Genomic DNA, 26,558 nt, shown 5'->3' with positions numbered 1-26,558 from the left:
AAAGACCTGCATCCTTTCTTTTAATCTTCGTCGATTAAAAGGCTACAGGTCTTTTCTTATATATTCAATCTAAAATGAATATTCCTAGAAATATGTTGACCATCTAGGAAAACCTTACACTAACTTTCACATCAAATTGGTAAATGTAAGACAAATACTATTGCGACGCCGTTTATTAAGTAAATAAAAAAATTGGTAAGCCATATTTGGCCTATCAATATCATATAATTTTAGCAGTTTAAAACGATAATCCTGGTTCCGCGTTTAAATCCATTTGTGCTCGTTTTTGATGCTGATACGCAACATATCCAGCTGCACCGATCATAGCAGCATTGTCCCCACAAAGTTTAATTGGCGCCATAATTAATTTAGTAGCAGGATGTTTTTGGTGCATATCACGTTCAATTCGTTCACGTAAGCCCAGATTTGCAGCAACCCCGCCAGCTAAAACTAGTTGTTTGACCGGAAACCGGTCCAATGCACGATCTGTTTTTTCAGCTAGTACATCGACTACGCTTTGTTGAAAACTAGCAGCCAAATCTTCTTTATTTAGTGTCACTTTGCGTTGTTCTGCATTATGAACAGTATTAATAAAAGAACTCTTTAACCCACTAAAACTAAAATCGTAACTGGCATCTTTTTCCATTGCTCGTGGAAAATCAAATGTATCTTCACCTTGATGCGCCCACTGATCAATCGTTTTGCCGGCAGGATAAGTGACCCCAAGCACCCGACCAATCTTGTCATAAGCTTCCCCAGCCGCATCGTCGCGAGTTTCACCCAAAATTTTGAAATCATTTTCGCTTTCAATATAAACCAGCTCAGTATGACCACCGGAAACCAATAATGCCATTTGTGGAAATTCAAAGTCACTCACAAATCGGCCAGCATAAATATGGCCAGCCATGTGGTTAACTGGGATTAATGGTAAGTGATGTGCAAATGCAACTGCCTTAGCAGCGGTAACCCCAATTAAAAGTGCACCCACTAGCCCAGGGCCATACGTTACCGCCACTGCAGTTAAATCTGCATATGTAACATTAGCCTTGCTTAGTGCCTCTTTTAAGCAGCGTGTAACTTGTTCGATATGATGGCGGCTAGCTACTTCTGGTACAACCCCACCAAACCTTTTGTGACTGTCAATTTGTGTTGCAATAATATTTGAAAGAATTGTTCTACCATCTTCAACAACTGCAATACTTGTCTCGTCACAGCTTGACTCAAAGGCCAAAATTAAGTTTCGTTCTCCCATCGTCAATTTTTCCCCTTCATGTAATTCAAATCCAGTACCATATTTAGTGCGTCTTCGTGATCGCCAAAATAATAGCCTTTTTTGACATTTTTAACTAAAAATCCCATTTTTTTATAGAGCCGTTGCGCATTTGTGTTACTAACTCGCACCTCTAAAGTCATTTGGTCCATGTCAAGCAACGCTGCCTTGCGAACTAATTTACGAATTAAATACCGACCAATCCCGTGATTTTGAAATGCTGGTGTAATAGCAATATTGGTTATATGAGCCTCATTATTTTGCCGATTAAACGAACAGCCCGCAAATCCCAACAGCCGATCATTTTGCCGCACCACTAGATATAACCGATCTCGTTGCCGTTTAATTTCTTGAACAAATGCACTTTCATTCCACGGCGTAGCCCCATAAACCAACTGTTCCACCTGCAATATCTCTGGCACGTCTGTAACTTGTGCCCGCGCTAAAAAATAGTCGGCATCTTTAATCGATACGACCGCATTTTTTACTTCTAAAATATTAGAAATTTCCTCTCGTCGACGTAGCTGCCGGCTAGTTTTAATCCATCGCTTAAACTTCTCGAACATAAGATTGCTTTGATTCTCCTGGATGTAGTTTTTGCCATTCTACTTCAGCTTCAGTCATTCGTAAGTAATTGGGCACAAAGCCATCGATGTCTTTCACTGGAGTTTCTTGTTTGCTTAACAGTGCTAACTGATAAGCTGATGGAATCGTCGTATTCTCCGGCGCCATTTTGAATTGTGTGGCAGTCACATTCTTCAGTTGTTCTTCTAATCCATCATTCAATTCGCCAACTAAAATAGTCGACCGATTTTCGCTTGGTAGTGCATTCAGCATGCTATTAAAAGCAACGTGTTTTTCGGGAATGCTGGTCACTAATTTACCACTAACCCATTGATACCCACCAGCAAAAACATTGCCACGTCGCGCATCAAAGAATGATACAATCAATTGCTCTGGTGCAAAGGTGGTCACATTAGCTGCAATCAATTTTAGGCTTGAAATACCTACCAACTCAATGTCGAGGGTTGTCGCTAATGTTTTAGCGGTCGTAACCGCAATTCTTACGCCTGTATATGAACCTGGCCCATGTGCCACAACAACTCGGTCTAGTTGTTCTGGCTGCCAATCCACACTTTTCATTAGGCTTTCGATCGTCGGCATTAGGTAAACACTGTGGTTTTTGGCCAAATTAAGTGTCGTTTCTGCCACCAATTGCCAATCTTCGACCAAGGCAACACTTAATGGATGATTGGATGTGTCCATTGCTAAAATTTTCATGTCATCAAGCTCCTCATAATTAATCATCACCTATCTTACCACAAAAAAAATGAGGAAAACGTTAATTTTCCTCAATCAATCTAGCACTACTATTTGCGATCGCCATACCCATTTGGATGAGTTGAATGCCACTTCCAGGCAGTTTTAATAATATCATGCACATCATCAAATTGTGGTTTCCAACCTAAAACGTTGCGAGCCTTGTCACTAGCGGCTACTAATGAATCTGGGTCGCCGGGTCGGCGTGGGGCTAATTTTGCTGGAATTGGTTTGCCAGTAACTTCTCGAGCTGCTTCCAACATTTGTTTATTTGAAAAGCCAGTCGATGAACCTAAATTGAATGCCTGACTGTCATTTCCCTTAGCTAAATATTCAAGCGCCAAAATATGAGCATCAGCAAGATCCATTACATGCACATAGTCGCGAACGTTAGTCCCATCTGGCGTATCGTAGTCATCCCCGAAGATACTCAATTCATCACGTTTACCTTGAGCAACTTGTAAAATAATTGGAACTAAGTGGGTTTCTGGACCATGATCCTCGCCAATTGAGCCATCTGGTTTCGCACCAGCTACGTTGAAGTAGCGTAAGGCAACAAACTTGATGCCATAAGCAACATCAGTCCAGTGCATAATCTTTTCCATCAGTAATTTACTCTCACCATATGGGTTAATTGGTAACTGTGGGTCAGTTTCTTTAATTGGAATTGAGGTGGGAATACCATATGTAGCGGCAGTGGATGAAAAGACAATCCGCTGAACATTATGGTCACGCATTACTTCTAGTAGGGTGATCATGCCACCAGTATTATTATCAAAATACTTTAATGGCTTTTCCATTGATTCAGGCACAACTGAAAAAGCAGCAAAATGAACTACCGCTTCAATTGGTTCAGCATTAAATACTCCATCTAAAAATTCACGGTCGCGAACATCCCCTTCATAGAACTTGGCTTTAGCGTCAATTGCGCCTTTATGACCAGTTGATAGATTATCAACCACGACCACGCTTTGTCCCCGCTCAATTAACCGGGCAACCATATGAGAACCGATATAACCTGCACCACCAGCTACTAAAATTGACATTGTATCCCTCCAAAAAAAATTATAATATTTAAGTTTAGTTTACCACAAAAATAATTCTACGAACGCGTAATCCACTGACAATCTGCTTGAGTGGTAATCACATCATCAACCATAATTTGATGCTTAGTGGTTAATTGGTTTGTTGGCACATCTACCTGTGGTTTACTGGCAACACTCGTTACCATCTGCCCATATCGTATTTCGCGTTCATACTTGATCTTCATTTTCTTCAATAGGTGCGTTTTCAAAAAGTCAGCACCGAGAACATCAAGCATCCAATCAAAGTAATGCGCATTATTAACGTGATGATTGGAATCAATATCAAAGTAGCGGACGCGATACTGATTATTATCGGTTGCCTCATCAGCAGCGATTACTGCTGGATTAGTGATGCGTGGAATCCGCTTTACCGACACAGAGTGATATGGATCAATAATTGCTGCCGGAATACGAGCCATCTTCCGTGAAGCAAAATCCATAAACACAAACATGCCCTTGATGTGCGCAAATTCATGCCCATCTTGATCCCGGACCCAAAATTCACGAAAAGCAAAATAACGATTATATGATGTGGCCCGCGTACCAAGTACAACTACTTCATCAATCTTCGGTAAATTAGTAATGTCAATTTCATAATTAGTAATCACCCAGCCACCACCGTTATCATTGACGACTTGTGTGCCAATATTAAGTGCTTCACTTTGTTTTTCAGACACTAATACAACCATATTGATTAACATGCCTGGTGTAACGATGCCAGTTGGATCACACTCATAATATGTAACTGTATGCTTCATTTCAAATTCATTTGGTTCTAATATCACTCGAGCACCTCCTAAAGTTGATGATAATTTTTGTAGACTTCCTGTCGATTTAAATTGCGCTGCTTTGCCACTTGTTTGATGGCAACGTTAGGAGATAACCCATCACCAATTAAGCGGTTGATTTGGTCATTAACGGGCGTTAATTCATTCTGATCCGAAACCCTGGTCGAATTTTGATTACCTGCAACTAAGATCACAAATTCACCACGAACATTTGTTTCAGTGGCCCACTCAAGTAATTCAGCTAACGAGCCACGGATAAACTCTTCATGTTTTTTGGTTAGTTCACGAGCGAGGACACCTTGACGCTTCTCGCCAAAAATAGCAACAATGTTGGTTAATGTTTTTTTAAGCCGGTGCGGCGCTTCATAAAAAATCAACGTTTCCGGATGCAGCGCTAAAGTCTGTAATTCTTCCTCTTGCTGACCAGTTTTACGACCTAAAAACCCATAAAAATAAAATGGCTGTGGCACTAACCCGGATGCAATCAACCCGGTTAAGCCAGCATTGGCGCCGGGCAATGGTACTACCACAATCTGCTGGGCAACACATTGAGCCACTAATTCCTGACCGGGATCAGAAATGGACGGCATCCCCGCATCGCTAACCTGTGCAATCGACATACCAGCTGCAAGTTTAGCCACTAATTGGGGGATCCGTTCACTTGTATTGTGCTCATGAAAACTAATTTGTTTAGTTTCAATTTCAAAGTGATTAAGCAGTTTTTGTGTGTTACGTGTATCTTCAGCAGCAATTAAGTCAACGTCTTTTAATGTCCGCACTGCCCGAAAGGTCATATCTTGCAAATTTCCAATTGGTGTCGGAACTAAATACAAGACACCCATGGTCTGCTTGCCGAAACTTTGTTGCGCTTGCATTTTTTTATTCCTCCCCTAATCATTACTGTTGATGTCGGCCAAAAATGGCGTCCAAACAAAAAGTGCATGATTCATTTCTGTCCAGTCGTTTGCCATAATACTCGTTACACACATGAAAACCCTGCTCATACAATTTTTGCAAATTTTGGCGTGGTGTTGATAGCTCACTCGGATCGCTTTGCTCCTGTGTCTTAACAATTACTTGGTGCAAATGCTCATTTTCAATGGAAAGTTCGGCGTTTTCTTCCAAGATCTCAGTCATTTTAGTTTGTAATTGTTCCATGTTGGCTAACAAATCCTTTGTCTGTTTTGTTACTTGTGCAAACCGGTCATAAATCTCACTTTTATCTAAACTTTCATTCATTTAACAACACCTGCCTCCTCTTTTAATTGCTCAATAATTCGGATAGTTAATTGTTCAACCACATTTTGAAAACTGACATTTTGGTCTAACATTTTGCTAGTTGATAATGTTAATTGGGCCACGGTGGTTACTTTGCGTGGACTATGTTGTTGTACAAATGATTTCATCGTTGTTAGTGCTGATTGATAACTAATTTTATCTGTGGCAATTTCCTGATTGGCCACAAACATCGTATCACGCCAGATTAACATAATCATTGTCAATAACACTTGTTGCAAATTACGGTTAGTGGCTAATTTCATTATTTTGGTTTGAACAAAAACGAACGCCTGCATGTCTGTTTGGCTAACAGCCTGATACCACTGTTCAATTGTCTCTTTCGCGTTCATTAACCAGTCGTCTTGCATTAATTCATCAACAGTCGCAATCGAACTGGTTAAATTGGCCGCCAGCTGCATCAGCGAACTAGGAACTTCGTGTTGCTGCAGTAATTCCATAAATGCCTCTGGTGGCAATGGTGGAAACTCAACGATTTGGGTTCTAGATTGAATTGTTGGTAAAATGGCACTCTTGTTGGTGGTTAATAAAAATGCCACAAAATCGCCACTTGGTTCTTCTAAAAATTTTAACAAACTATTCGCAGCGCTCACAGTCATTTTATCAGCATCGTGGATAATAAAAATTTTTTTGGATCCTTCCACGGCGCTCTTGGAAAATTCGGCCTTTAAATAGCGTACTTGGTCGACTTTAATTTGACGACCATCTGGCGCAATCGTTAATACGTCTGGGTGCAGTTGTTTGCTGATCCGTTGACATTCTTCACAGGTACCATCTGGCTGCCCATTTTCAACATGGATACAAAAAAGACGCATTGCAATCCACTGCGCTAACCGTGTTTTGCCTACGCCAGATGGGCCTACCAATAAATAGGCATGTGCTAATTCGCCATGCTTAATCGCTAACTCGAAGCGATGAACCAATTGTGGTTGATTTGCATTAATTGTTGCCAACATATTTTGCATTTTATTCACACTCTAAAATTGATGAAATTGTTCAATTGGCAGAACAAACACTGTTGCCCCACCAACATGAACTTCAACCGGATAAGAAGCTGATGCATCCATCGAAACATTCATGTTTACTTGAGGTGTCATAAATTGCCCCCGTGAATGAGATGTTTTTTTGATCAGTGCCAATACTTCTTCCACTCGTTCGTCTTCAATTCCAACCAAAAAAGTAGTGTTACCTGAGCGCAAGAACCCACCGGTCGTCGACAATTTGGTTGCGCGAACGTTTGCTTCAATAAATTCATTACTTAAAACGTTACTGTCTTTATCTTGCACAATGGCGATAATCATTTTCATAGTAATCACTCCTCGTTCAATTGAAATAGGTCGGGATACGTTTGGGTGATGGCCTGTTGAACTGCTGTAACAACGTCATCGAATGGCCGACTCGCATCAATTAACTTAATTCTATCCGGATATTGATGGAGCAACTCCAAGTATTCTGTACGAACTCGCTGGTGAAATGCTAATTGTTCAACATCTAATCGGTTAATTTCGTTTTGGCGGTGTTGTTTAATTCGTTGGATTCCCAGCTCTGGTTCAATATCAAGATAAATCGTTAATGCTGGTTCCAGTCCATCTGTGGCAAATTGATTCATTTGCCACACAGCTTCGGCTCCAATTTCTCTACCAGCACCCTGATACGCCAATGAACTGTCAACATACCGATCGCACAAAACAACCCGTCCAGCCTTCAGTGCTGGAATAATCTGCTCCACTAAATGTTGTCGTCGTGCCGCCGCATACAATAACGCCTCAGTCCGAGCATCCATCTGTGTGTTGGCCTTATCAAGAATAATACGCCGAATTGATTCAGAAATAGCATTGCCACCAGGTTCACGGGTCACCATTAATTTAGCGCCTAATTGGGCAGATAATTTACTACTAATTTCTTTTAAAACACTTGTCTTACCAGCCCCATCAGGACCCTCAAACGAAATAAATTTTCCTTGCAAAATGATTTACCTCAATTTTTTACTTTTTAGTGCGCAATCACATTCGGTTGCATTTGACCGTGAACTTGGCGCCGCCTAGCTTCTCTGTACAAATATAGATATTTCATTTCTTGTAATTTCGTAGCCATTTCTAGTTCATTGTTTGTGTCACTTTCATAAACCGCGATTTCAGTTTCCTTAGCATGATCCCAGCTTGCCTTGGTGGCATAAATCAATTGTAACAGTTGTTGATCGTATCGTTCTTTTAGTTTTCCAGTTTGCTTTTTAAACAATTAATCGTCTCCCTAAATCTCGGTACGTCCCTCAACTGCCTTGAATAATGTCATTTCATCAGCATAATCAATATCTGCACCCACAGACAGACCATGAGCTAGCCTGGTAACTTTAATTCCGGCCGGTTTAATTAGGCGTGATAAGTACATGGCGGTCGCCTCGCCTTCAGACGAAGCGTTGGTAGCCACGATCACTTCTTTGACATTGTCATGTTGCTGCAGCCTGGTCAGCAATGCGGCAATATTAATGTCTTCAGGACCAGTTCCTTCAATTGGCGATAAAACTCCATGCAAGACGTGATAAAGGCCATGATATTCCTTCATTTTTTCCATCGACATGATGTCCTTAGATTCTTCCACTACCAAAATCGTACTTTGGTCCCGCGATTGATCTTTGCAAATGATGCACGGGTCTTCCTCCGTAATATTACCGCAAATACTGCAAAAATGTAAATCACGCTTGGCGGCGATCAGTGCCTTAGCGAAATTAGTGACATCGTCATTTTCCATACTAATCGTATAAAACGCCAATCGCGTTGCTGTTTTGCTACCAATTCCTGGTAATTTCATATAGCTCTCAATTAATTGAGCGATTGGTTCTGGATACTGCATTCAAACAACCTTCTTCTACATTCCTGGGATGCCCTTACTGTACTTGCCCATCGTTTTTTCTGTCGCACTATCAATTTGTTGTAAGCCATCGTTGACTGCTGCCAACACTAAATCCTGTAGCATATCAACATCATCTGGATCGACAGCATCCGGATTAATCTTTAAGTCTTTCAGCTTTTTATCGCCACTAAATGTTGCACTGACCATATTATCTGGAGCTTGGCCGACAAATTCTTGGCTATTGAGCTCTTCTTGCTCCGCCATCATCTTTTTTTGCATCTTTTGTGCTTGTTTCATCATTTGTTGCATGTTGCCCATTCCATTACCACGCATCATTATCTTCATCCACCTTTTTAATCATTTTTAATTTCTACAATCTCGTTACCGAATAGTTCTTGTGCTTGCGTTACCATTTTATCATCATTTAGCGTTTGAGTTACTTCTTTTTCATCTTCACTTGTAGCTGGATCATCAGTTGAATCGGAATCATTAGCCGCATCAGATGTGGGTGCTAACGCATGTTGCTTGATAAAATCTTGCCTAATTGTTGGCCATTGATCGTCGGGCACGTACACAATGGAGCGTGTTTCCCCAATTAGTTTTGTTAAATCAGCTTGCATATCAGCCTCTAAATCAGCATCAGTTGCTGCCTTTTGATAGAGGAAACTATACTCAAATGCCACAATCACACCTTGTGGACTCGCCGCAACTGGTTTGGAGACATGCAACAATGACCGCTGGGGCACGGAAAGCATATTGAGCATATCACCCCAAATATCACGTAACTTTATTAGATCTTCTTTAGTCGCTGATTCCAAGATTGGATAAACTTTAGTTAAATTAATTTTGACTGTTTTAGTCGAACTAGGCTGCTTTTTAGCTATTGGTCGGCTCTCATTAGCCTGCGTTGGTTGTGCCGGTTGTTTTTGCAATTGACTAATTTCTTGCTGCAGTTTAGCAACCGTATTTTGTAACTGTTCCAGCTCGGGGCCTGCCTGACTAATCACTGTGTTTTGAGTGGCGTCACTGGCCTTAATCTGAGCTAATTTAACTGTTAAAACTTCCAAATAAACATCTGGATGGGTCGTAAATCGCATTTCTTGCTGAATATCATTTAACTGGTCAATCATCTGGTACCAAACATTGCCAGTAACTTTTTGTGCCAGCGATTGATAGTCATGTTCGGATAGACCGGTACTTTCAATATTGATAAGGTCTGGTGATTCTTGATACAGTAATAAATCACGCACAAACGAAATCAAATCCTCAATAAATCGTTGACCGTCTTTACCAGCGCCAAGGATTGATTGCATTGTTTCCAATGCTTTACCACTATCATGATCGGTCACCTGCTGCAGATACTGGTGTAACAACTGTTTAGTCACACTACCAGTCACTAACAATGCATTATCTAATGTAATTTGATTATCACTAAATGATAACGCCTGGTCCAAAATACTGAGTGCATCACGCATACCACCCTCCGCTGCACGAGCAATCACCCATAGTGCTTGCTCATCATACTCAACTTGTTTGTCGTCCAAAATCATTTTCATGCGACCAAAACTATCGGCCGCTGAAATGCGACGAAAATCAAATCTTTGGGTACGCGAAATTATTGTCAGCGGAATTTTATGTGGCTCCGTAGTGGCTAAGATAAAAACAACATTAGCTGGTGGTTCTTCCAGTGTTTTAAGCAGGGCGTTAAACGCACCGGTAGAAAGCATATGCACTTCATCTATAATGTAGACTTTATAGTCGGCCTGGGTGGGAGCATATTTGGCTTTATCCCTGATATCACGAATTTCTTCTACCCCATTATTGGAAGCAGCATCAATTTCAATCACATCATTTAACTGGCCATTAGTAATTGCTTTACATGTTTCGCACTCGTTACATGGTTCACCATCTTTTAAATGGTGACAATTAATCGCCTTGGCAAAAATTTTTGCAGCCGACGTTTTTCCCGTTCCACGAGGACCAGTAAACAAATAGGCATGACTTGTTTGATTAGTAATGAGTGCATTTTTGAGTGTTGTGGTAATTACTTGCTGACCAACAATTTCGTCAAAGCGTTGCGGCCGCCACACACGATACAGTGCCTGATAACTCATACTGTTGCTTCCTTTCTAATAATGTCTTGGTAAATATTATACTAGGTATCCCACTAATAACAAATATATAATTTCAATCCCATTAAAAATGGGACCGGGAACAAAACGATGTTTTGTCCCGATCCCGCTTGATTTCTAATAACTTAAGGCACAAGACACCTCTAACTTAGTGCTGCTTCCTTCCGGACCTGACACGATTCGTAAGCGCACCCTTGCCCTAAGGCCTTTCGGCAATTAATATCATACTATAATAATTGATAAAATACTAGTCGTTTGCACGTAGTTTTTTCTTCTTTTGCTTGGCTCGTTGGCGGACCGTTTTAAAAAAATTTTTCAATAATTGACCAGCTTGGTCAGCCATTATTCCTTGTTCAACCTGGACCTGATGATTGAGTCGCTGATCATCAAATAAATGATACAAACTAGCAACTGCCCCAGCTTTAGGATCGTTTGCGCCATAAATAACAGTTGGAATACGCGCATTCAAAATTGCTCCACTACACATAATACATGGCTCCAGCGTAACAAATAGCTGGCAGTCTTCCAACCGCCAACTATGAATTGCAGCACATGCCTCACTAATTGCCAACATTTCAGCGTGATAAGTCACATCTTGAAATCGTTCACGCATATTGTGCCCACGACCAATAACTTGGTCGTCATGAACTACAATTGCTCCAATCGGCACTTCGCCGACTAGTTGAGCTTGCCTGGCTTCAGTCAGCGCTAACTGCATGTAATAATTTTTTTGTTCTATCGTCAGTGCCATTAATCTGCCTCAATGTTACTACTCCGCAAAATATAGTAGCCTTTGTTGCGTTGAACAACCTCACAATTACCAAATACCGCGCTCATTAATTTTTTTGCTGACGGAGCACCTTGCTTTTTTTGTAATACCACCCACAACTCGCCGTTACCTACCAAATGTTGTTTAGCAGTGGCAATAAAATTGTCGACTACTTGTTTACCGGCACGAACTGGTGGATTGGTCAAAATGGCAGCATATTGACTCGGCACATTGGCATATCCATCGGACGTAAAAATATCGACATTTTCAATTTGATTTAACTGGGCGTTCTCACGCGCCAGTGAAAGAGCTAACTCATTGACGTCGACCATGTCAACGTGCCGGTCAGCACCAATTGTTTTGGCCACTGCCAATCCAATTGGACCGTAACCACAGCCGAGATCTAATAAATCACCGGTTGGCAAATCCTGTAATGCAAAACTTTCAATTAACGTTCGGCTACCAAAATCAACTGAATGTTTTGAAAAAACGCCATTGTCAGTGACGAACTGCATTTCTTGGTCACGCAAATTAAACTGCCATTGTTTTTTCTCATGTAAAACATCTGGATTTTGTGTATAATAGTGGTTGTTCATTTAATCGATCTCCAATTTAGAATATATTTATCATATCCTATTTCTTAAGAGAAACAAAACTATTTAATTTTCAGAGCAAAATGCCTGCACACCACAATATGTGGTGTAATTCCAAAAAAATACCACAATATGTGGTATTTTTTATTGCTTTTTTTGGGTAGCGCTGTATACTAGGAGGTAATCAATTGAACAAAGAATCTTGATACGAAGGTGATTGTAATGGGTAAGATAACAGTATTTTCAAAGAATAATTGCGTCCAATGTAAAATGACAAAGCGTTTCTTAACAGAACACAATGTTAACTTTGTGGAGCACAATATTGATGAACAGCCAGAATACATAGACGGTTTGAAACAAGAAGGATTTTTAGCAACTCCCGTCGTCAAATTGGGAAATGGCCAAACATTCTCAGGTTTTCGTCCAGATGTGTTAAAGCAATTGGCTATCTAGTTTATTGATCAAATTTTAAACTGATCAAAGGCAGGTCAATCTAATTGGCCTGCCTTTTATGTTATCGCAGAAAGTGAGTGGATTTAAGTGTCTCTGAAAAATTTAGGTAATGTCACGTACTACAATTTAAACAATGAAATTAATATTCCCGTCGATGGTCAAATTCCTTTGAACAAAGATCAAGAGGCTCTGGCAGCATTCATTAAAGAAAATGTCACTCCTAATACTAAGCAATTTTCATCATTGCGTGAACGGTTTGATTTTTTACTGGACAACAACTACATTGAACGTCCGTTTGTTGAAAAGTACGATTTTTCATTTGTTGAGAAATTATATGATTATCTAAAAGAACAAAATTTCCATTTTAAATCATTTATGGCCGCATATAAATTTTATGCTCAATACGCTTTAAAAACTGACGACAATGACTTCTATTTGGAAAATTTCATTGATCGCGCTGCTTTAAATGCACTCTATTTTGCTGATGGTGACGAAAAATTGGCCATGGACTTAGCAGATGAAATTATTCACCAACGCTATCAACCTGCTACTCCTTCATTTCTAAATGCCGGCCGTAAACGCCGTGGCGAATTAGTTTCTTGTTTTTTAATTCAAACAACCGATAATATGAACACAATTGGTCGCACAATCAATTCAGCATTACAACTATCACGAATTGGTGGTGGTGTCGGGATCAGCTTAAGTAACTTGCGTGGTGCTGGTGATCCAATCAAAGGAATTGAGGGAGCTGCCAGTGGTGTGGTCCCTGTGATGAAGTTACTAGAGGATAGCTTTTCGTACTCTAATCAACTCGGTCAACGACAAGGTGCTGGGGTAGCTTATTTAAGCGTGTTCCATCCTGACATTATTCAATTTTTAGCTGCCAAGAAGGAAAATGCAGATGAAAAGATTCGGCTAAAGACTTTATCATTGGCCGTTACTGTTCCTGACAAATTTTATGAACTAACCGAAGATAATGATGATATGTACCTATTTAGTCCTTACGATGTTGAGCGTGAGTATGGTACTCCGTTTTCATATGTCGATATCACAAAAGAATATGACAACATGGTTGCCAACGACAATATTAAGAAAACTAAAATCAATGCTCGTGAACTAGAAGATGAAATTAGTAAATTGCAACAAGAATCCGGTTATCCTTATGTTATCAACATTGATACCGCCAATCGCGACAACCCGATTGATGGTAAAATCATCATGAGTAACCTCTGTTCTGAAATAATGCAAGTTCAAACTCCATCCGTTGTAAATAATGAACAAAAATATGATAAACTAGGAATTGACGTAAGCTGTAATCTTGGCTCAACCAACATTGTTAATTTAATGGCTTCACCTGACTTTGGTCATTCCGTTGAAGCGATGGTCCGTGCCTTAACTTTTGTCACTGATAATTCAAATATTGACGTTGTACCATCAATTCAGCATGGTAACCACCTGGCCCACTCAATTGGTTTAGGAGCAATGGGGTTGCATAGCTTCTTTGCCAAGAACCACATGGACTATGGTTCACCAGCATCAGTTGAATTCACGGGTGTTTACTTCATGTTATTAAATTATTGGACTCTCAAGGCCTCTAACGAAATTGCTCGTGAACGCCAGACGACTTTCCATAATTTTGATAAGAGCGACTATGCCGATGGTTCATACTTCGATAAATATGTGAAGAATGATTTTGGTACACAATCCGAAGAAGTTAAGCAACTATTTGATGGAATCTTTATTCCATCGACTGAGGATTGGGCTGAATTAAAGGCCGCAGTTCAAAAGGACGGTTTGTACCATCAAAACCGGATGGCAGTTGCACCAAACGGTTCTATTTCATATATTAATGATACAACTTCAAGTTTGCATCCGATTATCAACAGGATTGAGGAACGTCAAGAAAAGAAAATCGGTAAGATCTACTATCCGGCACCATATCTTTCTAATGACACAATGCCATATTACAAATCAGCATATGATATTGACATGCGTAAAGTAATTAATATTTACGCAGCTGCTCAAGAACATGTTGACCAGTCATTGAGTTTAACCTTATTTATGCGTTCTACGATCGCAACTGGAACCTATGAATGGAAGAATGGCCGCACAGATAAAATGACTACCCGCGATTTAAATATTTTACGGCACTACGCTTATAACAAAGGAATCAAATCAATTTATTACATTCGGACTTTCACTGATGATCAGGACGAAATCGGTGCCAATCAATGTGAAAGCTGTGTAATCTAGCTCAACAGATTAAGGAGAGAAGCATGGCAAAAAAATATAAAGCAATTAACTGGAATCAGGTGTCGGATGCCATTGATAAGGCAACCTGGGAAAAACTAACTGAACAGTTTTGGTTAGATACTCGGATTCCCGTTTCAAACGACATTGGTGACTGGCGCACACTAGATACTGACCATCAATGGCTGGTAGGACACGTATTTGGTGGTTTAACCTTACTAGATACAGTTCAATCAGAACAAGGAATGGCTGCATTGCGTAAAGACGTTATTACACAGCACGAAACGGCTGTCCTTAATAACATTCAGTTCATGGAGTCCGTACATGCCAAGAGTTATTCAACTATTTTTTCAACATTGAACACACCAGAAGAAATTGATGAAATTTTTGACTGGTCTGATTCGGAAGAATTCCTCCAAAACAAGGCAGTTCGGATTGCAGGAATGTATATGGATGACACAGTTGATCCGCTAAAAAAGAAAGTTGCCAATGTTTTCCTAGAAACTTTCCTCTTTTATTCTGGCTTTTTTACACCACTTTATTACCTGGGCCACAATAAGCTCAATAACGTAGCTGAAATCATCAAGCTAATCTTACGGGATGAATCAGTGCATGGTACCTATATTGGCTACAAATTCCAATTAGGACTTAAACAACGAAGTGAAAAGAAGCAACAAGACATGAAGGACTGGTTGTATAACTTCTTATATGAACTTTATGATAATGAAGAAAAATACACTCATCTGTTATATGACCAAGTTGGTTGGACAGAGGAAGTACTAACCTTCATTCGTTACAATGCCAATAAGGCATTAATGAACCTCGGACAAGATCCACTCTTCCCTGATACAGCAGCAGATGTCAATCCAATCGTTATGAATGGTATTTCAACATCTACAGCTAACCACGATTTCTTCTCACAAGTTGGTAATGGATACCGACTGGGACAAGTTGAAGCGATGGAAGATAGCGACTATAACGTTAAAGATCCAAACGAAAAGTAAATCAAACAACCCACAAGAATTCGATTAAGTTCGAATTCTTTTTTTATATAATTTATTTGGACGCAAAAAAAGGATAATGCAATGTTTGCATTATCCTTTTTGAATAGTCTGATAATTACTTAAGTGTAACAACGGCGCCGACTTCTTCAAGCTTTGCCTTGATGTCGTTAGCTTCGTCTTCTTTAGCATCTTCCTTAACAACTGATGGTACGCTGTCAACAAGACCCTTAGCATCCTTAAGGCCTAAACCAGTGATGTCGCGGATAGCCTTAATAGCTTTAACCTTTTGGTCACCTGATTCAGTTAATTCAACTGTAAATGAATCCTTAGCTGCAGCAGCATCGCCACCAGCAGCACCGGCAGCGGCAACTGGAGCTGCTGCGGATACGTCAAATTCTTCTTCGATTGCTTTAACTAGATCACTAAGATCTGAAATTGATGCTTCTTTTAATGAAGCGATGATTGAATCTTTATCAAAAGCCATGTTTTGTTCCTCCAAATTTTTTAAATTAATTGTGTTTGTGCATTATGCGGCGTCTTCGCCTTTGTCAATAACTGCATTAATTGCGTAAGCAACGTTACGAACAGGTGCTTGCAATACAGATGCCAACATTGAAAGTAAGTCTTCACGACTTGGCAATGTAGCAAATTCGTTAATCTTATCAATTGAAGCAACCTCTTTTTCAAGAATGCCACCCTTGATTTCAAGGGCATCAATTTGATCAGCATATTTTTTCATTACCTTAGCTGGAGCAATTGCATCTTCATTTGAGAATGCAACGGCACTAGGACCACTAAAGACGTCCTTCAAATCTGAATAACCAGCTTCGTCAACTGCTCGTGTCAAAACTTTGTTTTTGATAACGGACATTGATACGCCGGCTTCACGCAGATCCTTACGTAAACTAGTTACTTGTTCAACTGTCAGACCACGGTAATCGACAACGACTGCTGAGACTGCATTTTTAAACAAATCAGCTGTTTTGGCCACCATTTCTGCCTTTTTAGCAATAGCTGTTTCACTCATTAGATATTCACCTCCCAAATTTTGAAATTAAGCAGGATTTTTTGTTAAAAAAATCCCTATGTCCACCAAGACATAGAGAAAGAATTTTAATTCCTCGGCAGGTATGATTGAGGCTTACGCCACCTGAGTCTTAGGTGAAATATTCACTTGAACTAAATCAGTATACCAACCTGACGAGAAAAGTCAAGCTTAAAGTGAAGCTACATCAACGTTAACACTAGGGCCAAACGTTGAAGCAACTGATACATGTTTAACATATGTTCCACGAACAGATGCTGGACGTGCTTTTATAATCACTTCAGAAATCGTCTTTAAGTTTTCTTCCAACTTAGCAGCATCAAATGATACTTTACCAACTGGTACTTGAACGTTACCGTCACGGTCAGTCCGGTAAGTAACCTTACCAGCTTTTGATTCAGAAACGGCTTTAGTAACATCCATCGTAACTGTTCCAGTCTTAGGGTTTGGCATCAAACCTTTAGGTCCTAAAACTCGACCTAAGCGACCAACTTGAGCCATCATATCAGGTGTTGCAATTGCAACGTCGAAATCTAACCAGCCGTCTTGAATCCGACCAACTAAATCATCGTCACCGACAACATCAGCGCCAGCAGCTTGTGCTTCTTTCGCTTTGTCACCCTTTGCAAATACAACAACTGTCTGTTCTTTACCTGTTCCGTTTGGTAAAACAACGGCACCACGTAATTGTTGGTCAGCTTGTTTTGTATCTACATTTAAATTAAATGCAATTTCAACAGTTGCGTCGAATTTTGCAAAATCAATATCTTTTACCAAATCAATTGCGTCATTAATGGCATATTGCTTGTCGCTATCTACCTTTTTGACGGCGTCTTGATATTTCTTACCTCTTTTTTGAACCATTTGTGTTTTCCTCCTAGCAAATTGTGGTCGAACGGAGTTACCTCCCACTTGGCACATTCATTTTGATGAAGTACCCGACTGTCACGTGAATCTAGCCTTCTACTGTGAAGCCCATACTGCGTGCAGTACCTTCAATCATGCGCATAGCTGATTCTACGTTAGCTGCGTTTAGATCTTGCATTTTAGTTTTAGCGATTTCTTCTACTTGTGCCTTTGTAACCTTGGCAACTTTCTTAGTATTAGGTTCGCCAGAACCGTGTTCAACACCAGCGGCTTTCTTTAACAATACTGAAGCAGGTGGGGTCTTAGTGATGAAGTCGAATGAACGATCTTCGTACACACTAATTACAACTGGAATTAACATACCTGCTTGATCAGCAGTACGTGCATTAAATTCCTTTGTAAAACCCATAATATTAATTCCTGCTTGACCTAGCGCTGGCCCAACTGGTGGAGCCGGCGTTGCCTTACCGGCAGGAATTTGTAACTTAACAACATTAGCTACTTTTTTTGCCACGAGACATAACCTCCTTAAGTCCGTGTTGTGGTAATGATGGAGCCTTAGATTTGCCCCTCCCACGTATATGTCAATGACATACCAGAAGATTATAGCACAAAAAAAGTGTGAGAACAATATCCCACACTGATTTATTAGTAGATTAACCTAGTTTATCAACTTGATCGAAATCAAGTTCAGTTGCAGTTTCCCGACCAAACATTTCGATATTGACTTTTAGCTTCATCTTTTCTTTATCAATTTCGGTAATCTTACCAGTTAAATCGGCAAATGCACCTTCGACAATTTTGATTGTCTCACCGACTTCAACATCTAATTCTTGATGCCGTGCGCTCATTCCGAGACGGCGTAATACCAATTCAACTTCATCTGGTAATAACGGTGTCGGTTTTGAACCCCCACCATGAGAACCGACGAATCCTGTAACACCAGGTGTATTCCGTACAATGTACCATGCCTGATCGGTCATAACCATTTCAACTAACACATAGCCCGGAAATGTTTTCTCAATCGATTCTTTGGCCTTGCCATCTTTAACTTGCCGCACTTCTTGTTCTGGCACCACAATCCGAAAGATGAAATCCTCCATGCCCATTGATTGTGCGCGAGATTCCAAATTACTCTTAACTCTATTTTCGTATCCTGAATATGTATGTAACACATACCATTGTTTTTCTACTGATTCTACCACGTTTAAAATCTCCTAAATCATGACTGATATTTTACCAAACAAAAAAACCTCGCACTACACGAAGTTCCAACAAGACTGAGTATATCAAATTTTTGGTCTTTTGACCACGTTATTTTGCAAAAATTAGCAATCCCGATTGAATTAACCAGTCAAACAGCGCAAAGAACAGAACAAAGAAGACCGTTAAAGAAACAACGACAGTAGTATCACGGCGATTTTCACGAGCCGTTGGCCACACGACCAGCTTCATTTCTTGGATAACACTCTTAAAAAAACGAAATAGATGCATGAACAAATCCTCCTATTAACTACCTAGTCTCTCGATGCAATGTATATTTTTGACAATACTTACAGAATTTTTTTATTTCTAAGCGTTCTTGGCGGTTCGGATTAGCCGCAATCGTATAATTACGCGAGCCACAAACCGAACAAGCCAGCGCAACTTTCTTTTGTGCCACCATTAACACCCCCACAAGTCTATTCATCTTAGCATGGACCATTAATTATTGTCAAATTAATGAAAACCGGACAGTCTTTTCATTTATCAGTGTATAAAACGTCATTTTCCTTTGTGATATTTGTATAAACTTTAAAAAAAGCTTGCAATTAGTGACTTTTCCTGCATTTCAATATTGTGAATACCTGTGCTTTCTGCTAGAATGTAAGCGGATTACAAAATTGTTTTTGCTATTTTTCATAATAATATGGTAAACGAGATTCTCTGGGGGGAGCTTATGATAAAGAAAAGGTTTATGACTTTACTTGCTATCGCTATTTTGTGCTTTGGTATTATCGTTCCTAGTGTCGGTTCCGTTAGTATTTTTGCAGCTGACAATCCTAACACTGCCGCTTCTGCAGATTCAAATAAAGAAGCTGTTGTCCCAGCTGATGGTTCATACACAATCAATGCACTGCTCTTAAAGGCTGGCACAACCACTGCCTCAATGGCGCAAACTTATTTTGATAAACAAGCTGATTTAACCGTTACAAATGGTAAATACAGTTTGACTCTCCATTTGACAAAAAACAAGAAGATGATTTCTGATGTCAGCGTGTTAGTTGGCGATGATTCCAAAGCTGCCGTTGTTACCAGTACGGGTGATCAATCAGAGGATTTAACCTTCGCCATTAATAACCTAACTGATGTTACTACCTTGTCAATGACCATTCACCCCATTCCAACTATGAACATGGTACAAAAGGTGGATGTTCAACCTGCACTTGATTCATTAACTCCAGTGCAAGCTAATGAAGATGTTACCAATTCGTCAAATACCAAAGATTCATCAGCAACAGCTGCCAGCTCAGCTAGCTCTGTGGAAAGTGCCACTAGCACAGATACTAATACAACCGCAACAACTGAACAAACTAACACTGATGGCACTACTAGTTCAACAACGGACACATCTAACAATAACAATGAAGAAACAGATCCAGTTGTGACCTTACCAACCAACCCAATTACCAACACAAATCCAGCCACAACACCAAGTACGACTGATGAAAGTGACACGTCATTAACCCAGTCACCACTATTTGATCCGGCTAATCTCAGTGATGGAACATATCAAGTTCCTGTCAGCATTTTAAAAACTGGCACCCAAACAGCTTCATTAGCTGCTAGTTACTTCAGTGACAATGCAACTGTTGTCGTATCCGATAATGCCACTAAAATAACTGTAACACTACATGTAATTAAGAATGCAAGCCTCATCACCGCGTTTGCAATTGGTGATAATCAAGCCGCTATTTCAAACCGGACAACAACCAGTGAAGATTTAACCTTCAATGTCGCCAGTCAATTTTCTAATTCAATAGTGACAGCCTCAATGTCGATTACTATCCCAGTTCTCAATACTGTGATGAATGAGTCAGCTGATCTTAGTTTTGCCAGTGCACTGTATGTAAAGCCAACCCAAACAGGCAGCAGCGACAATCCCACCACTCCAGTAAACGGCGATGACAATAAGACTGGCACATCCACTGCTAGTGATTTTGACTCTGCTAAATTAGCTGACGGTAGTTATGAAGTGCCAATGACCGTACTAAAATCTGATTCGGACGATCCGTCTGTGTCAGCGGGGTTCTTTGCACCAACTGCAACTGTTAAAGTTTCGGATAATGCCACTAAAGTTACAGTGACACTTCACATTACCAAAAATGCTTCCACTATCACTGCATTTTCCCTAGTAGGTCAAGATGCGGTAGTTTCAAACCAGACTAAAGATAGTGAAGATTTAACTTTTACTGTCGATAAAAACTTTAATAATGCCATTGTAACAGCTGGTATGACAATCACAATTCCTGTACTTAATACTAAGATGAATCAAACTGCCCGAGTCAAATTTGCTACTACGTTGTATAGTGAACAACCTAATACTCCACCAACAGACAACGGGGGTACTACTAACACAGGTAACACTACTGGCCAACCAGGGACAACCAGGGACAACCACTGATAATAATTCCAGCGACGAACCGACCACAGCAGACCTGCCCACATTCGATCCGAATAATTTAAACGACGGACAGTATAAAATTGATGCCACTATCTTAAAATCTGATAATGACACTGTCTCAGCGTCTGCTAGTTTCTTTGATCCGTACGCCACAGTAACAGTATCAAATAATACCAAAAAAATTGAAGTTACCCTGCATGTAACTGCGAACGCTTCAACAATTGAACAATTTGCGTTGACTGGTAAAACAGCAACGGTGTCCAATAAAACAGCTAGCAGTGAAGATTTAACTTTTACGGTTGATAATACGTTCAAAGATGCCACGGTGCCCGCAACAATGACAATCAAAATTCCAGTGCTTAACACTGAAATGAATGAAACAGCAAGAGTTAAATTTGGTGCAGCACTTTACGTTGCATCGGCAACTGATAATTCCGATAGCGGCACCACTACTGGCCAACCTGGCACTCCTGCCGGCGAAGGTTCAAGCACCGATACACCAACTACTCCGGAGGATACTTCAGGTACTGACACCACAACAACTAATTTGCCAACTTTTGATCCAAATAACTTAAAAGATGGTCAATACAAAATAGCTACCACAATTTTAAAAGCAGATAGTAATGCTGCTTCCGTTTCTGCTAGCTTCTTTGACCCTTATGCTACCGTCACCGTGTCGAACAATACCAGCAAAATTGAAGTCACTCTGCACGTCGTCAAAAATGCTTCAACAATCGAACAATTTACATTGGCCGGTCAACCAGCAACAGTTACCAACGAAACAAGTAACGGTGAAGATCTAACTTTCACCGTTGATAATACATTTAAGGATGCGATTATGCCGGCAACAATGACAATCAAGATTCCAGTGCTGAACACAGAAATGAACGAAACCGCTCGGGTTAAATTCGGTGCTGCGTTATATGCTCATACAACGAAAACAAGTGGTGGTGAATCCGGTACGGGGACTACCGTGAATCAACCTGACCCTAACTCAGGTAAACCTCAAGTCACGAATTTTGATCCAAAAGACCCTAAGGATGGAACATATTCAATTCAAGCACCAATAATGAAAGCTGATGACCTTACCCAGTCTTCAGCTGCACAAAAATTCATTAGTAAACAGGCCACCGTTGTCGTGTCAAATAATGGTACCAAAATTCAACTTTTGCTCCATCTTACATCAGGAGCAGAGTACATTAAATCAATGATCATTGCGGGTCAAAAAGGGACAATAACAAATAAACAAGGCGATACTGCGGATTTAATTTTTAATATATCACCTACAACCCTGTTAGGAGTCGGTAAAACAGAGTTCAGCCTAGTAACACCAGTCGGCTCAATGAATGAATCAGCATATATCATTTTTAACCTAAGCCACAAAGACATCCAGGCTTACAAACCAGCGGCTAATAAAGCAACGCAACCAGCAGATGTACAAACCCAGCGCGGCATCATCGATTCTACTAAAGCCGTTCAATACGTACCATACAAGGTACTGAACAGCTCCCGTTCAGGGTTATCGACTGCCAATAATTACTACACCCGCTCTGCTAAAGTTGTCAAAGACAGTACTGGATTCAAAGTATTCCTGACTGTTAAAGAAACTGCTGGTATGGTTAAATTCACACCAATTTCGATTAATAATGGTGGCTTCACTAATAGCAGTCATTCCACAACCGGTGGCCAAGATGTATGGACATATGCATTCCACATTGGCAGCGTTACAGGATTAGATCGTCCAATTCCTGCACAAATAATGATGTCAGTACCAATTGCCGGCATTGCCAATCAGCACTTTAACATCTGGCTCACATTTGGCAAGACACAAACTGGGGGAATGGATTATCTCAACAGTACTTCCTCTGCGGCATTACCATCATCACTGGCATTAGTGAACAGCAGCACTGCTAATAAAACACCAACATTATTAACGAATACACCAGCCAATCGCAAGAAATTGGCAGCTGCCAATAAAAATGATGCTAATGAGTCTGCTAGTGAGAACAATAAGCTCGCTTCCGTTAAACAATACCCATTAATTGCTGAGATTGCCGGATTTAGTGCCGTTGCACTTGGAATTATTGGCTTTGCATTTTACAAAAAATACCGAGATAAGAGAGATGCTTAATATGAAACGTCACTTAATTAGATTTTTAGTAGGATTCGTACTTGCTTTGGGCGGGTTACTGCTCCCCAAAACTGTATCAGCTAATTCCATCAATTATCAGTGTCTAACATATGGTACCTCCAAGCAGTCGATTGCTTCTGGCTATTATGTTAAGCCAGCCCAAATTACTGCTAATGGTGATCAATATTTAGTAACCATGACCATTCAAACTGGCGCCAAGCTTGGTAATTGGCCCGTGACCGTCTTAAGCATCGATGGAAACGGTCCCGCTAACGTCAGTAAGACTAAAAATGGAGACAATTTCGACTATTCTTATTCCTTTCAAACAAATAACTTGAACCGCACAATCAACAGTTCAATTTCGATTAACGTCCCAAATGTTTATGTTGCCAAGCATAATATTAGTTTTAAGTTTGATACTAGTAGTTTGCCAGCGCTGGCAAATGCAAGTTCTGCTAGCAGCAATAATCAAGCCGCAAGTAGTTCTACTGCTAACCAAAATTCCGCTACAAGCAGTTCATCTGCTTCAACTAAAAATACTAAACCAAAGTCAACCACCACAAGTAACAGTAAACAGGACAAACAAATTGCTGCATTAAATAAGAAAAATAAACAAACTCAAACAGCAATTATTATTGGTGGCGTTGCTGTGGTGGTAGTGCTTGGAGTTGCTGCATATTTCTTCGTTAGACGGAAATAAACTAGGTGAATAAAATGAACTCTGCTCGAAAAACTATGTTTAGTGTACTAGCGGTATTACTCGTAATCGTTGTTGCCGTCGTTGGTTTTGTCAGCTTCAGCAAGTCAAATCAGCATCAAGCTAAAAAGCCACGAATTGTGGCAACAACAGTGGCAGTAACTCAAATTGCAGCTAAGCTAGACCTTCCATTAGTTGGCGTACCAAAATCTGAAAATCAAATCCCTAATAGATATAAAAACGTTGCCACGGTGGGTAGTCCAATGGCACCGAACATTGAAAAAATTGCGTCCCTCAAACCAACCGTCGTATATTCGGTTAGTGTCCTAAAAGACCAGTACAGTGCGGCATTCAAAAAACAAAAATTTAATGCACAGTACTTGAACTTAGATACAGTTAGCGATTTAAAAAATGTTTTAACTTCTATGGGCAAAAAGTATGATCGCACTAAACAAGCAAACAACCAAATCAAAATCATTAACCATACCATTAAAACTGTTCGAGCACGACAAACCGGTCAAAAGCCAAAAGTTCTAATTTTGATGGGAATGCCTGGTGCTGGTTATATGATTGCTACCAACCAGTCATATGTTGGTGATTTAGTCCGACTAGCCGGTGGGCAAAATGTCTATACTGATTCAAAACAACCTTATTTGGCACCTGCTAATGAATCGTTGGCAGCTAAGAATCCGGATGTTATTCTACGACTAGAACATGCAATGCCCAAAGTAGTTAAGCCTCAATTTGACCAAGAGTTTAAAACCAATGCAATCTGGGCACAAATGGCGGCCGTCAAAGATAATCGGGTGTACGACCTACAACAGCCTGATTTCAACGCAACTGCTAATATGCACGTTAAACAAGCACTGACAAAAATTAGTAACTGGCTTTACCCAGCCAAGTAAGGAAGGATTTAGAATGAAGAAACATCCTATTTGGGCGTATCTGATCACCAGCTTACTATTAATCGTGACCATCATCATAGCTATGTTTGTTGGATCTAGTGGCTTTTCGTTAACCACTGGCGTTCATTCATTATTTAGCGGTCAACCAGCAACAGTGGCCAATACAATCCTAACAATTCGCTTACCTAGAATTGTTGCTGCTTTGATTAGTGGCGCCATGCTATCCGTTGCAGGCGCCTTTTTTCAATCCGCCTTACGAAATCCAATTGCAGATCCCAGTATCCTCGGTATTTCTGCCGGAGCAGATTTATTCATGTTACTAGGTGGTATTTTATTGCCTACTTTTTTCCTAACAAAATTAATCTTTGCTCTAATCGGCGGGTTAATTGCGTTTATTATTTTAATTGTTTTCCAAAATAAAGTTAATCCCTACCACTTGGTGCTAATCGGAATTGCGATTAACGCTGTCCTGGTTAGTCTTAAACAAATTTTCACCCCAATCACCGGCTCATCTTCTGCTGCTTTGCTATCAACGATCACGTGGTCATCCACCGTCATCCTATTAATTCTAGGAATTGTCGGTTTAATGGTGGCCCTACTAGTATCTCCATTAGCGAATTATCTTAAAATCGGTGACCAACAGCTGCAAACTTTGGGGTTGGCAGTTAGCAAAATTAAAACCGGTTTGTTACTGTTAGGTGTTTGTTTAACCTGCTTTGTAACGGCCAATGTTGGTATTCTACCGTTTCTTGGTATTATTATTCCGCACCTGAGCAGGACTCTGGTCGGTAATGACTATCGTCAAGTAATTCCATTTGCAAGCATTGTTGGCGCACTATTAATGCTCATTACCGACACGATTGGCAGAACCGTCGTGATGCCATCTGAAATTCCAGCTGCGGCTCTACTTACAATTATTGGTGGCCCATACCTAATATATATTCTGACCCGTAAAGGAGTACATCATGAAAATTAATAATATCTCCTTTTCATATCGCAATTCACCTCATGAAGTCATTCAAGATTTATCCTATCAATTCCAAGATAATTCCGTGACCTCAATTGTGGGACCAAATGGATCAGGTAAAACCACCCTGCTACGTATTTTAGCTCGTGAAATTACGCCTACGAATGGTACAATTTCAATCGATAAGCACCTCATTACAGACTTTTCAGCGAAAGAATACGCACAAAAAATTGCAATTGTTCATCAACACAATCCCTTGTATGAGAATATTTCTGTCATTGATTTAGTTCGATTTGGTCAAACGCCATATCGTTCGATTCTTGATTCAGTTACCGATGACACAATCTTACCCATCTTAGAATATCTGGAACTGGTACCATTAAAGAATCGTTCACTATTATCATTGTCTGGTGGGCAGCAACAGCGTGTTTGGCTGGCAATGGCACTAGCACAGCGTCCTACGTATTGGATT

32 protein-coding genes, 1 other RNA gene and 1 other annotated feature are annotated in these 26,558 nt (G+C 40.2%); of the genes, 9 read left to right on the top strand and 24 right to left on the bottom strand.

Annotation, left to right across the window (positions count from 1 at the left end):
* Nucleotides 1–238 precede the first annotated feature (238 nt).
* The 17 genes from tsaD to WDC_RS05525 form a co-directional block, all read right to left on the bottom strand.
* Entirely contained in the window at nt 239–1,252 is a 1,014-nt protein-coding gene (gene tsaD, locus WDC_RS05600; RefSeq protein ID WP_044010900.1) for a tRNA (adenosine(37)-N6)-threonylcarbamoyltransferase complex transferase subunit TsaD, read from the bottom strand.
* Nucleotides 1,253–1,254: 2 nt separating this feature from the next.
* Nucleotides 1,255–1,836: a ribosomal protein S18-alanine N-acetyltransferase gene (rimI, locus tag WDC_RS05595; RefSeq protein WP_044010899.1), complete on the bottom strand. Its 582-nt coding sequence runs from the start codon at nt 1,834–1,836 to the stop codon at nt 1,255–1,257.
* Nucleotides 1,820–2,551, bottom strand: a complete 732-nt coding sequence (gene tsaB / locus WDC_RS05590) for a tRNA (adenosine(37)-N6)-threonylcarbamoyltransferase complex dimerization subunit type 1 TsaB (protein WP_044010898.1) — start codon at nt 2,549–2,551, stop codon at nt 1,820–1,822. The genes rimI and tsaB overlap by 17 nt, the downstream gene beginning before the upstream one ends.
* Before the next feature lie 89 nt (nt 2,552–2,640).
* Nucleotides 2,641–3,636, bottom strand: a complete 996-nt coding sequence (gene galE, locus WDC_RS05585; protein ID WP_044010897.1) for a UDP-glucose 4-epimerase GalE — start codon at nt 3,634–3,636, stop codon at nt 2,641–2,643.
* A gap of 56 nt (nt 3,637–3,692) precedes the next feature.
* The gene (locus WDC_RS05580) at nt 3,693–4,460 is read right to left on the bottom strand and encodes an acyl-[acyl-carrier-protein] thioesterase (RefSeq protein ID WP_052497810.1); all 768 of its coding nucleotides are present in this window, start codon (nt 4,458–4,460) and stop codon (nt 3,693–3,695) included.
* A gap of 11 nt (nt 4,461–4,471) precedes the next feature.
* Entirely contained in the window at nt 4,472–5,338 is an 867-nt protein-coding gene (gene rsmI / locus WDC_RS05575) for a 16S rRNA (cytidine(1402)-2'-O)-methyltransferase (protein WP_044010896.1), read from the bottom strand.
* Between the two features lie 22 nt (nt 5,339–5,360).
* Nucleotides 5,361–5,702 carry a DNA replication initiation control protein YabA gene (locus tag WDC_RS05570; protein ID WP_044010895.1) on the bottom strand — a complete coding sequence of 114 codons (342 nt, stop codon included), beginning with the start codon at nt 5,700–5,702 and terminating at the stop codon, nt 5,361–5,363.
* Complete coding sequence (holB, locus tag WDC_RS05565) at nt 5,699–6,724, bottom strand: DNA polymerase III subunit delta' (protein ID WP_044010894.1); 1,026 nt, start codon at nt 6,722–6,724, stop codon at nt 5,699–5,701. Before holB ends, WDC_RS05570 begins: the two co-directional genes overlap by 4 nt.
* A 12-nt stretch (nt 6,725–6,736) precedes the next feature.
* Entirely contained in the window at nt 6,737–7,066 is a 330-nt protein-coding gene (locus WDC_RS05560; protein WP_044010893.1) for a cyclic-di-AMP receptor, read from the bottom strand.
* A 5-nt stretch (nt 7,067–7,071) separates the two neighbouring features.
* Nucleotides 7,072–7,725 carry a dTMP kinase gene (gene tmk, locus WDC_RS05555; RefSeq protein WP_044010892.1) on the bottom strand — a complete coding sequence of 218 codons (654 nt, stop codon included), beginning with the start codon at nt 7,723–7,725 and terminating at the stop codon, nt 7,072–7,074.
* A gap of 26 nt (nt 7,726–7,751) precedes the next feature.
* Nucleotides 7,752–7,997: a YaaL family protein gene (locus tag WDC_RS05550; RefSeq protein WP_044010891.1), complete on the bottom strand. Its 246-nt coding sequence runs from the start codon at nt 7,995–7,997 to the stop codon at nt 7,752–7,754.
* A 12-nt stretch (nt 7,998–8,009) separates the two neighbouring features.
* Nucleotides 8,010–8,609 carry a recombination mediator RecR gene (gene recR, locus WDC_RS05545; protein WP_044010890.1) on the bottom strand — a complete coding sequence of 200 codons (600 nt, stop codon included), beginning with the start codon at nt 8,607–8,609 and terminating at the stop codon, nt 8,010–8,012.
* A 15-nt stretch (nt 8,610–8,624) separates the two neighbouring features.
* Nucleotides 8,625–8,942 (bottom strand): YbaB/EbfC family nucleoid-associated protein, encoded by a 318-nt coding sequence (locus tag WDC_RS05540; protein WP_044010902.1) that lies wholly within the window; start codon nt 8,940–8,942, stop codon nt 8,625–8,627.
* 20 nt (nt 8,943–8,962) lie between these two features.
* Complete coding sequence (dnaX, locus tag WDC_RS05535; RefSeq protein WP_044010889.1) at nt 8,963–10,723, bottom strand: DNA polymerase III subunit gamma/tau; 1,761 nt, start codon at nt 10,721–10,723, stop codon at nt 8,963–8,965.
* A 137-nt stretch (nt 10,724–10,860) separates the two neighbouring features.
* Nucleotides 10,861–10,947: signal recognition particle sRNA small type (gene ffs / locus WDC_RS09520), an RNA gene on the bottom strand.
* A gap of 41 nt (nt 10,948–10,988) precedes the next feature.
* Nucleotides 10,989–11,492, bottom strand: coding sequence for a tRNA adenosine(34) deaminase TadA (gene tadA, locus WDC_RS05530; protein ID WP_044010888.1), 504 nt, complete (start codon nt 11,490–11,492; stop codon nt 10,989–10,991).
* Nucleotides 11,492–12,106, bottom strand: coding sequence for a class I SAM-dependent methyltransferase (locus WDC_RS05525; RefSeq protein ID WP_044010887.1), 615 nt, complete (start codon nt 12,104–12,106; stop codon nt 11,492–11,494). Before WDC_RS05525 ends, tadA begins: the two co-directional genes overlap by 1 nt.
* 219 nt (nt 12,107–12,325) lie before the next feature.
* Here WDC_RS05525 and nrdH point away from each other — a divergent pair, with 219 nt between their 5' ends.
* The 3 genes from nrdH (at nt 12,326) to nrdF (ending at nt 15,810) form a co-directional block, all read left to right on the top strand.
* A complete protein-coding gene (nrdH, locus tag WDC_RS05520) occupies nt 12,326–12,556 on the top strand; it encodes a glutaredoxin-like protein NrdH (protein WP_044010901.1) in 231 nt (76 codons plus the stop codon).
* Between the two features lie 87 nt (nt 12,557–12,643).
* The gene (nrdE, locus tag WDC_RS05515) at nt 12,644–14,809 is read left to right on the top strand and encodes a class 1b ribonucleoside-diphosphate reductase subunit alpha (protein ID WP_044010886.1); all 2,166 of its coding nucleotides are present in this window, start codon (nt 12,644–12,646) and stop codon (nt 14,807–14,809) included.
* Between the two features lie 23 nt (nt 14,810–14,832).
* On the top strand, nt 14,833–15,810 hold the full coding sequence (gene nrdF, locus WDC_RS05510; RefSeq protein ID WP_044010885.1) for a class 1b ribonucleoside-diphosphate reductase subunit beta: 978 nt from the start codon (nt 14,833–14,835) through the stop codon (nt 15,808–15,810).
* Between the two features lie 115 nt (nt 15,811–15,925).
* Here the strand turns inward: nrdF and rplL are convergent, their stop codons facing one another.
* The 7 genes from rplL to rpmG all read right to left on the bottom strand — a co-directional run bounded on the left by rplL (nt 15,926) and on the right by rpmG (nt 19,388).
* Nucleotides 15,926–16,294, bottom strand: a complete 369-nt coding sequence (rplL, locus tag WDC_RS05505) for a 50S ribosomal protein L7/L12 (protein WP_041094309.1) — start codon at nt 16,292–16,294, stop codon at nt 15,926–15,928.
* Nucleotides 16,295–16,336: 42 nt separating this feature from the next.
* Nucleotides 16,337–16,837 (bottom strand): 50S ribosomal protein L10, encoded by a 501-nt coding sequence (rplJ, locus tag WDC_RS05500; protein ID WP_044010884.1) that lies wholly within the window; start codon nt 16,835–16,837, stop codon nt 16,337–16,339.
* A gap of 38 nt (nt 16,838–16,875) precedes the next feature.
* Nucleotides 16,876–16,990, bottom strand: a sequence feature (ribosomal protein L10 leader region).
* A 36-nt stretch (nt 16,991–17,026) separates the two neighbouring features.
* The gene (gene rplA, locus WDC_RS05495) at nt 17,027–17,719 is read right to left on the bottom strand and encodes a 50S ribosomal protein L1 (RefSeq protein WP_044010883.1); all 693 of its coding nucleotides are present in this window, start codon (nt 17,717–17,719) and stop codon (nt 17,027–17,029) included.
* 91 nt (nt 17,720–17,810) lie between these two features.
* Nucleotides 17,811–18,236, bottom strand: a complete 426-nt coding sequence (gene rplK, locus WDC_RS05490) for a 50S ribosomal protein L11 (RefSeq protein WP_044010882.1) — start codon at nt 18,234–18,236, stop codon at nt 17,811–17,813.
* A 142-nt stretch (nt 18,237–18,378) separates the two neighbouring features.
* The gene (gene nusG / locus WDC_RS05485) at nt 18,379–18,927 is read right to left on the bottom strand and encodes a transcription termination/antitermination protein NusG (RefSeq protein WP_044010881.1); all 549 of its coding nucleotides are present in this window, start codon (nt 18,925–18,927) and stop codon (nt 18,379–18,381) included.
* A 109-nt stretch (nt 18,928–19,036) separates the two neighbouring features.
* Nucleotides 19,037–19,216, bottom strand: coding sequence for a preprotein translocase subunit SecE (gene secE, locus WDC_RS05480; protein WP_044010880.1), 180 nt, complete (start codon nt 19,214–19,216; stop codon nt 19,037–19,039).
* Nucleotides 19,217–19,235: 19 nt separating this feature from the next.
* On the bottom strand, nt 19,236–19,388 hold the full coding sequence (gene rpmG / locus WDC_RS09515; RefSeq protein WP_191978652.1) for a 50S ribosomal protein L33: 153 nt from the start codon (nt 19,386–19,388) through the stop codon (nt 19,236–19,238).
* A gap of 273 nt (nt 19,389–19,661) precedes the next feature.
* Between rpmG and WDC_RS05475 the strand changes: the two genes are divergently transcribed.
* The 6 genes from WDC_RS05475 to WDC_RS05450 all read left to right on the top strand — a co-directional run.
* Complete coding sequence (locus WDC_RS05475) at nt 19,662–21,386, top strand: NEAT domain-containing protein (RefSeq protein WP_191978651.1); 1,725 nt, start codon at nt 19,662–19,664, stop codon at nt 21,384–21,386.
* Nucleotides 21,292–23,517, top strand: coding sequence for an NEAT domain-containing protein (locus tag WDC_RS05470; RefSeq protein WP_044010878.1), 2,226 nt, complete (start codon nt 21,292–21,294; stop codon nt 23,515–23,517). The genes WDC_RS05475 and WDC_RS05470 overlap by 95 nt, the downstream gene beginning before the upstream one ends.
* Before the next feature lies 1 nt (nt 23,518).
* On the top strand, nt 23,519–24,217 hold the full coding sequence (locus WDC_RS05465; protein WP_082040933.1) for an NEAT domain-containing protein: 699 nt from the start codon (nt 23,519–23,521) through the stop codon (nt 24,215–24,217).
* Between the two features lie 14 nt (nt 24,218–24,231).
* Entirely contained in the window at nt 24,232–25,119 is an 888-nt protein-coding gene (isdE, locus tag WDC_RS05460; RefSeq protein WP_044010876.1) for a heme ABC transporter substrate-binding protein IsdE, read from the top strand.
* Nucleotides 25,120–25,132: 13 nt separating this feature from the next.
* On the top strand, nt 25,133–26,095 hold the full coding sequence (locus WDC_RS05455; protein ID WP_044010875.1) for a FecCD family ABC transporter permease: 963 nt from the start codon (nt 25,133–25,135) through the stop codon (nt 26,093–26,095).
* A partial coding sequence (locus WDC_RS05450) for an ABC transporter ATP-binding protein (protein WP_044010874.1) occupies nt 26,085–26,558 on the top strand: 474 nt, incomplete at its 3' end. The genes WDC_RS05455 and WDC_RS05450, both read left to right, overlap by 11 nt.

The sequence above is a fragment of the Paucilactobacillus wasatchensis genome (assembly GCF_000876205.1).
Classification (GTDB): domain Bacteria; phylum Bacillota; class Bacilli; order Lactobacillales; family Lactobacillaceae; genus Paucilactobacillus; species Paucilactobacillus wasatchensis.
Note: the sequence above shows the minus strand (reverse complement) of the source record. Positions and strands in the feature narration are given on the sequence as shown.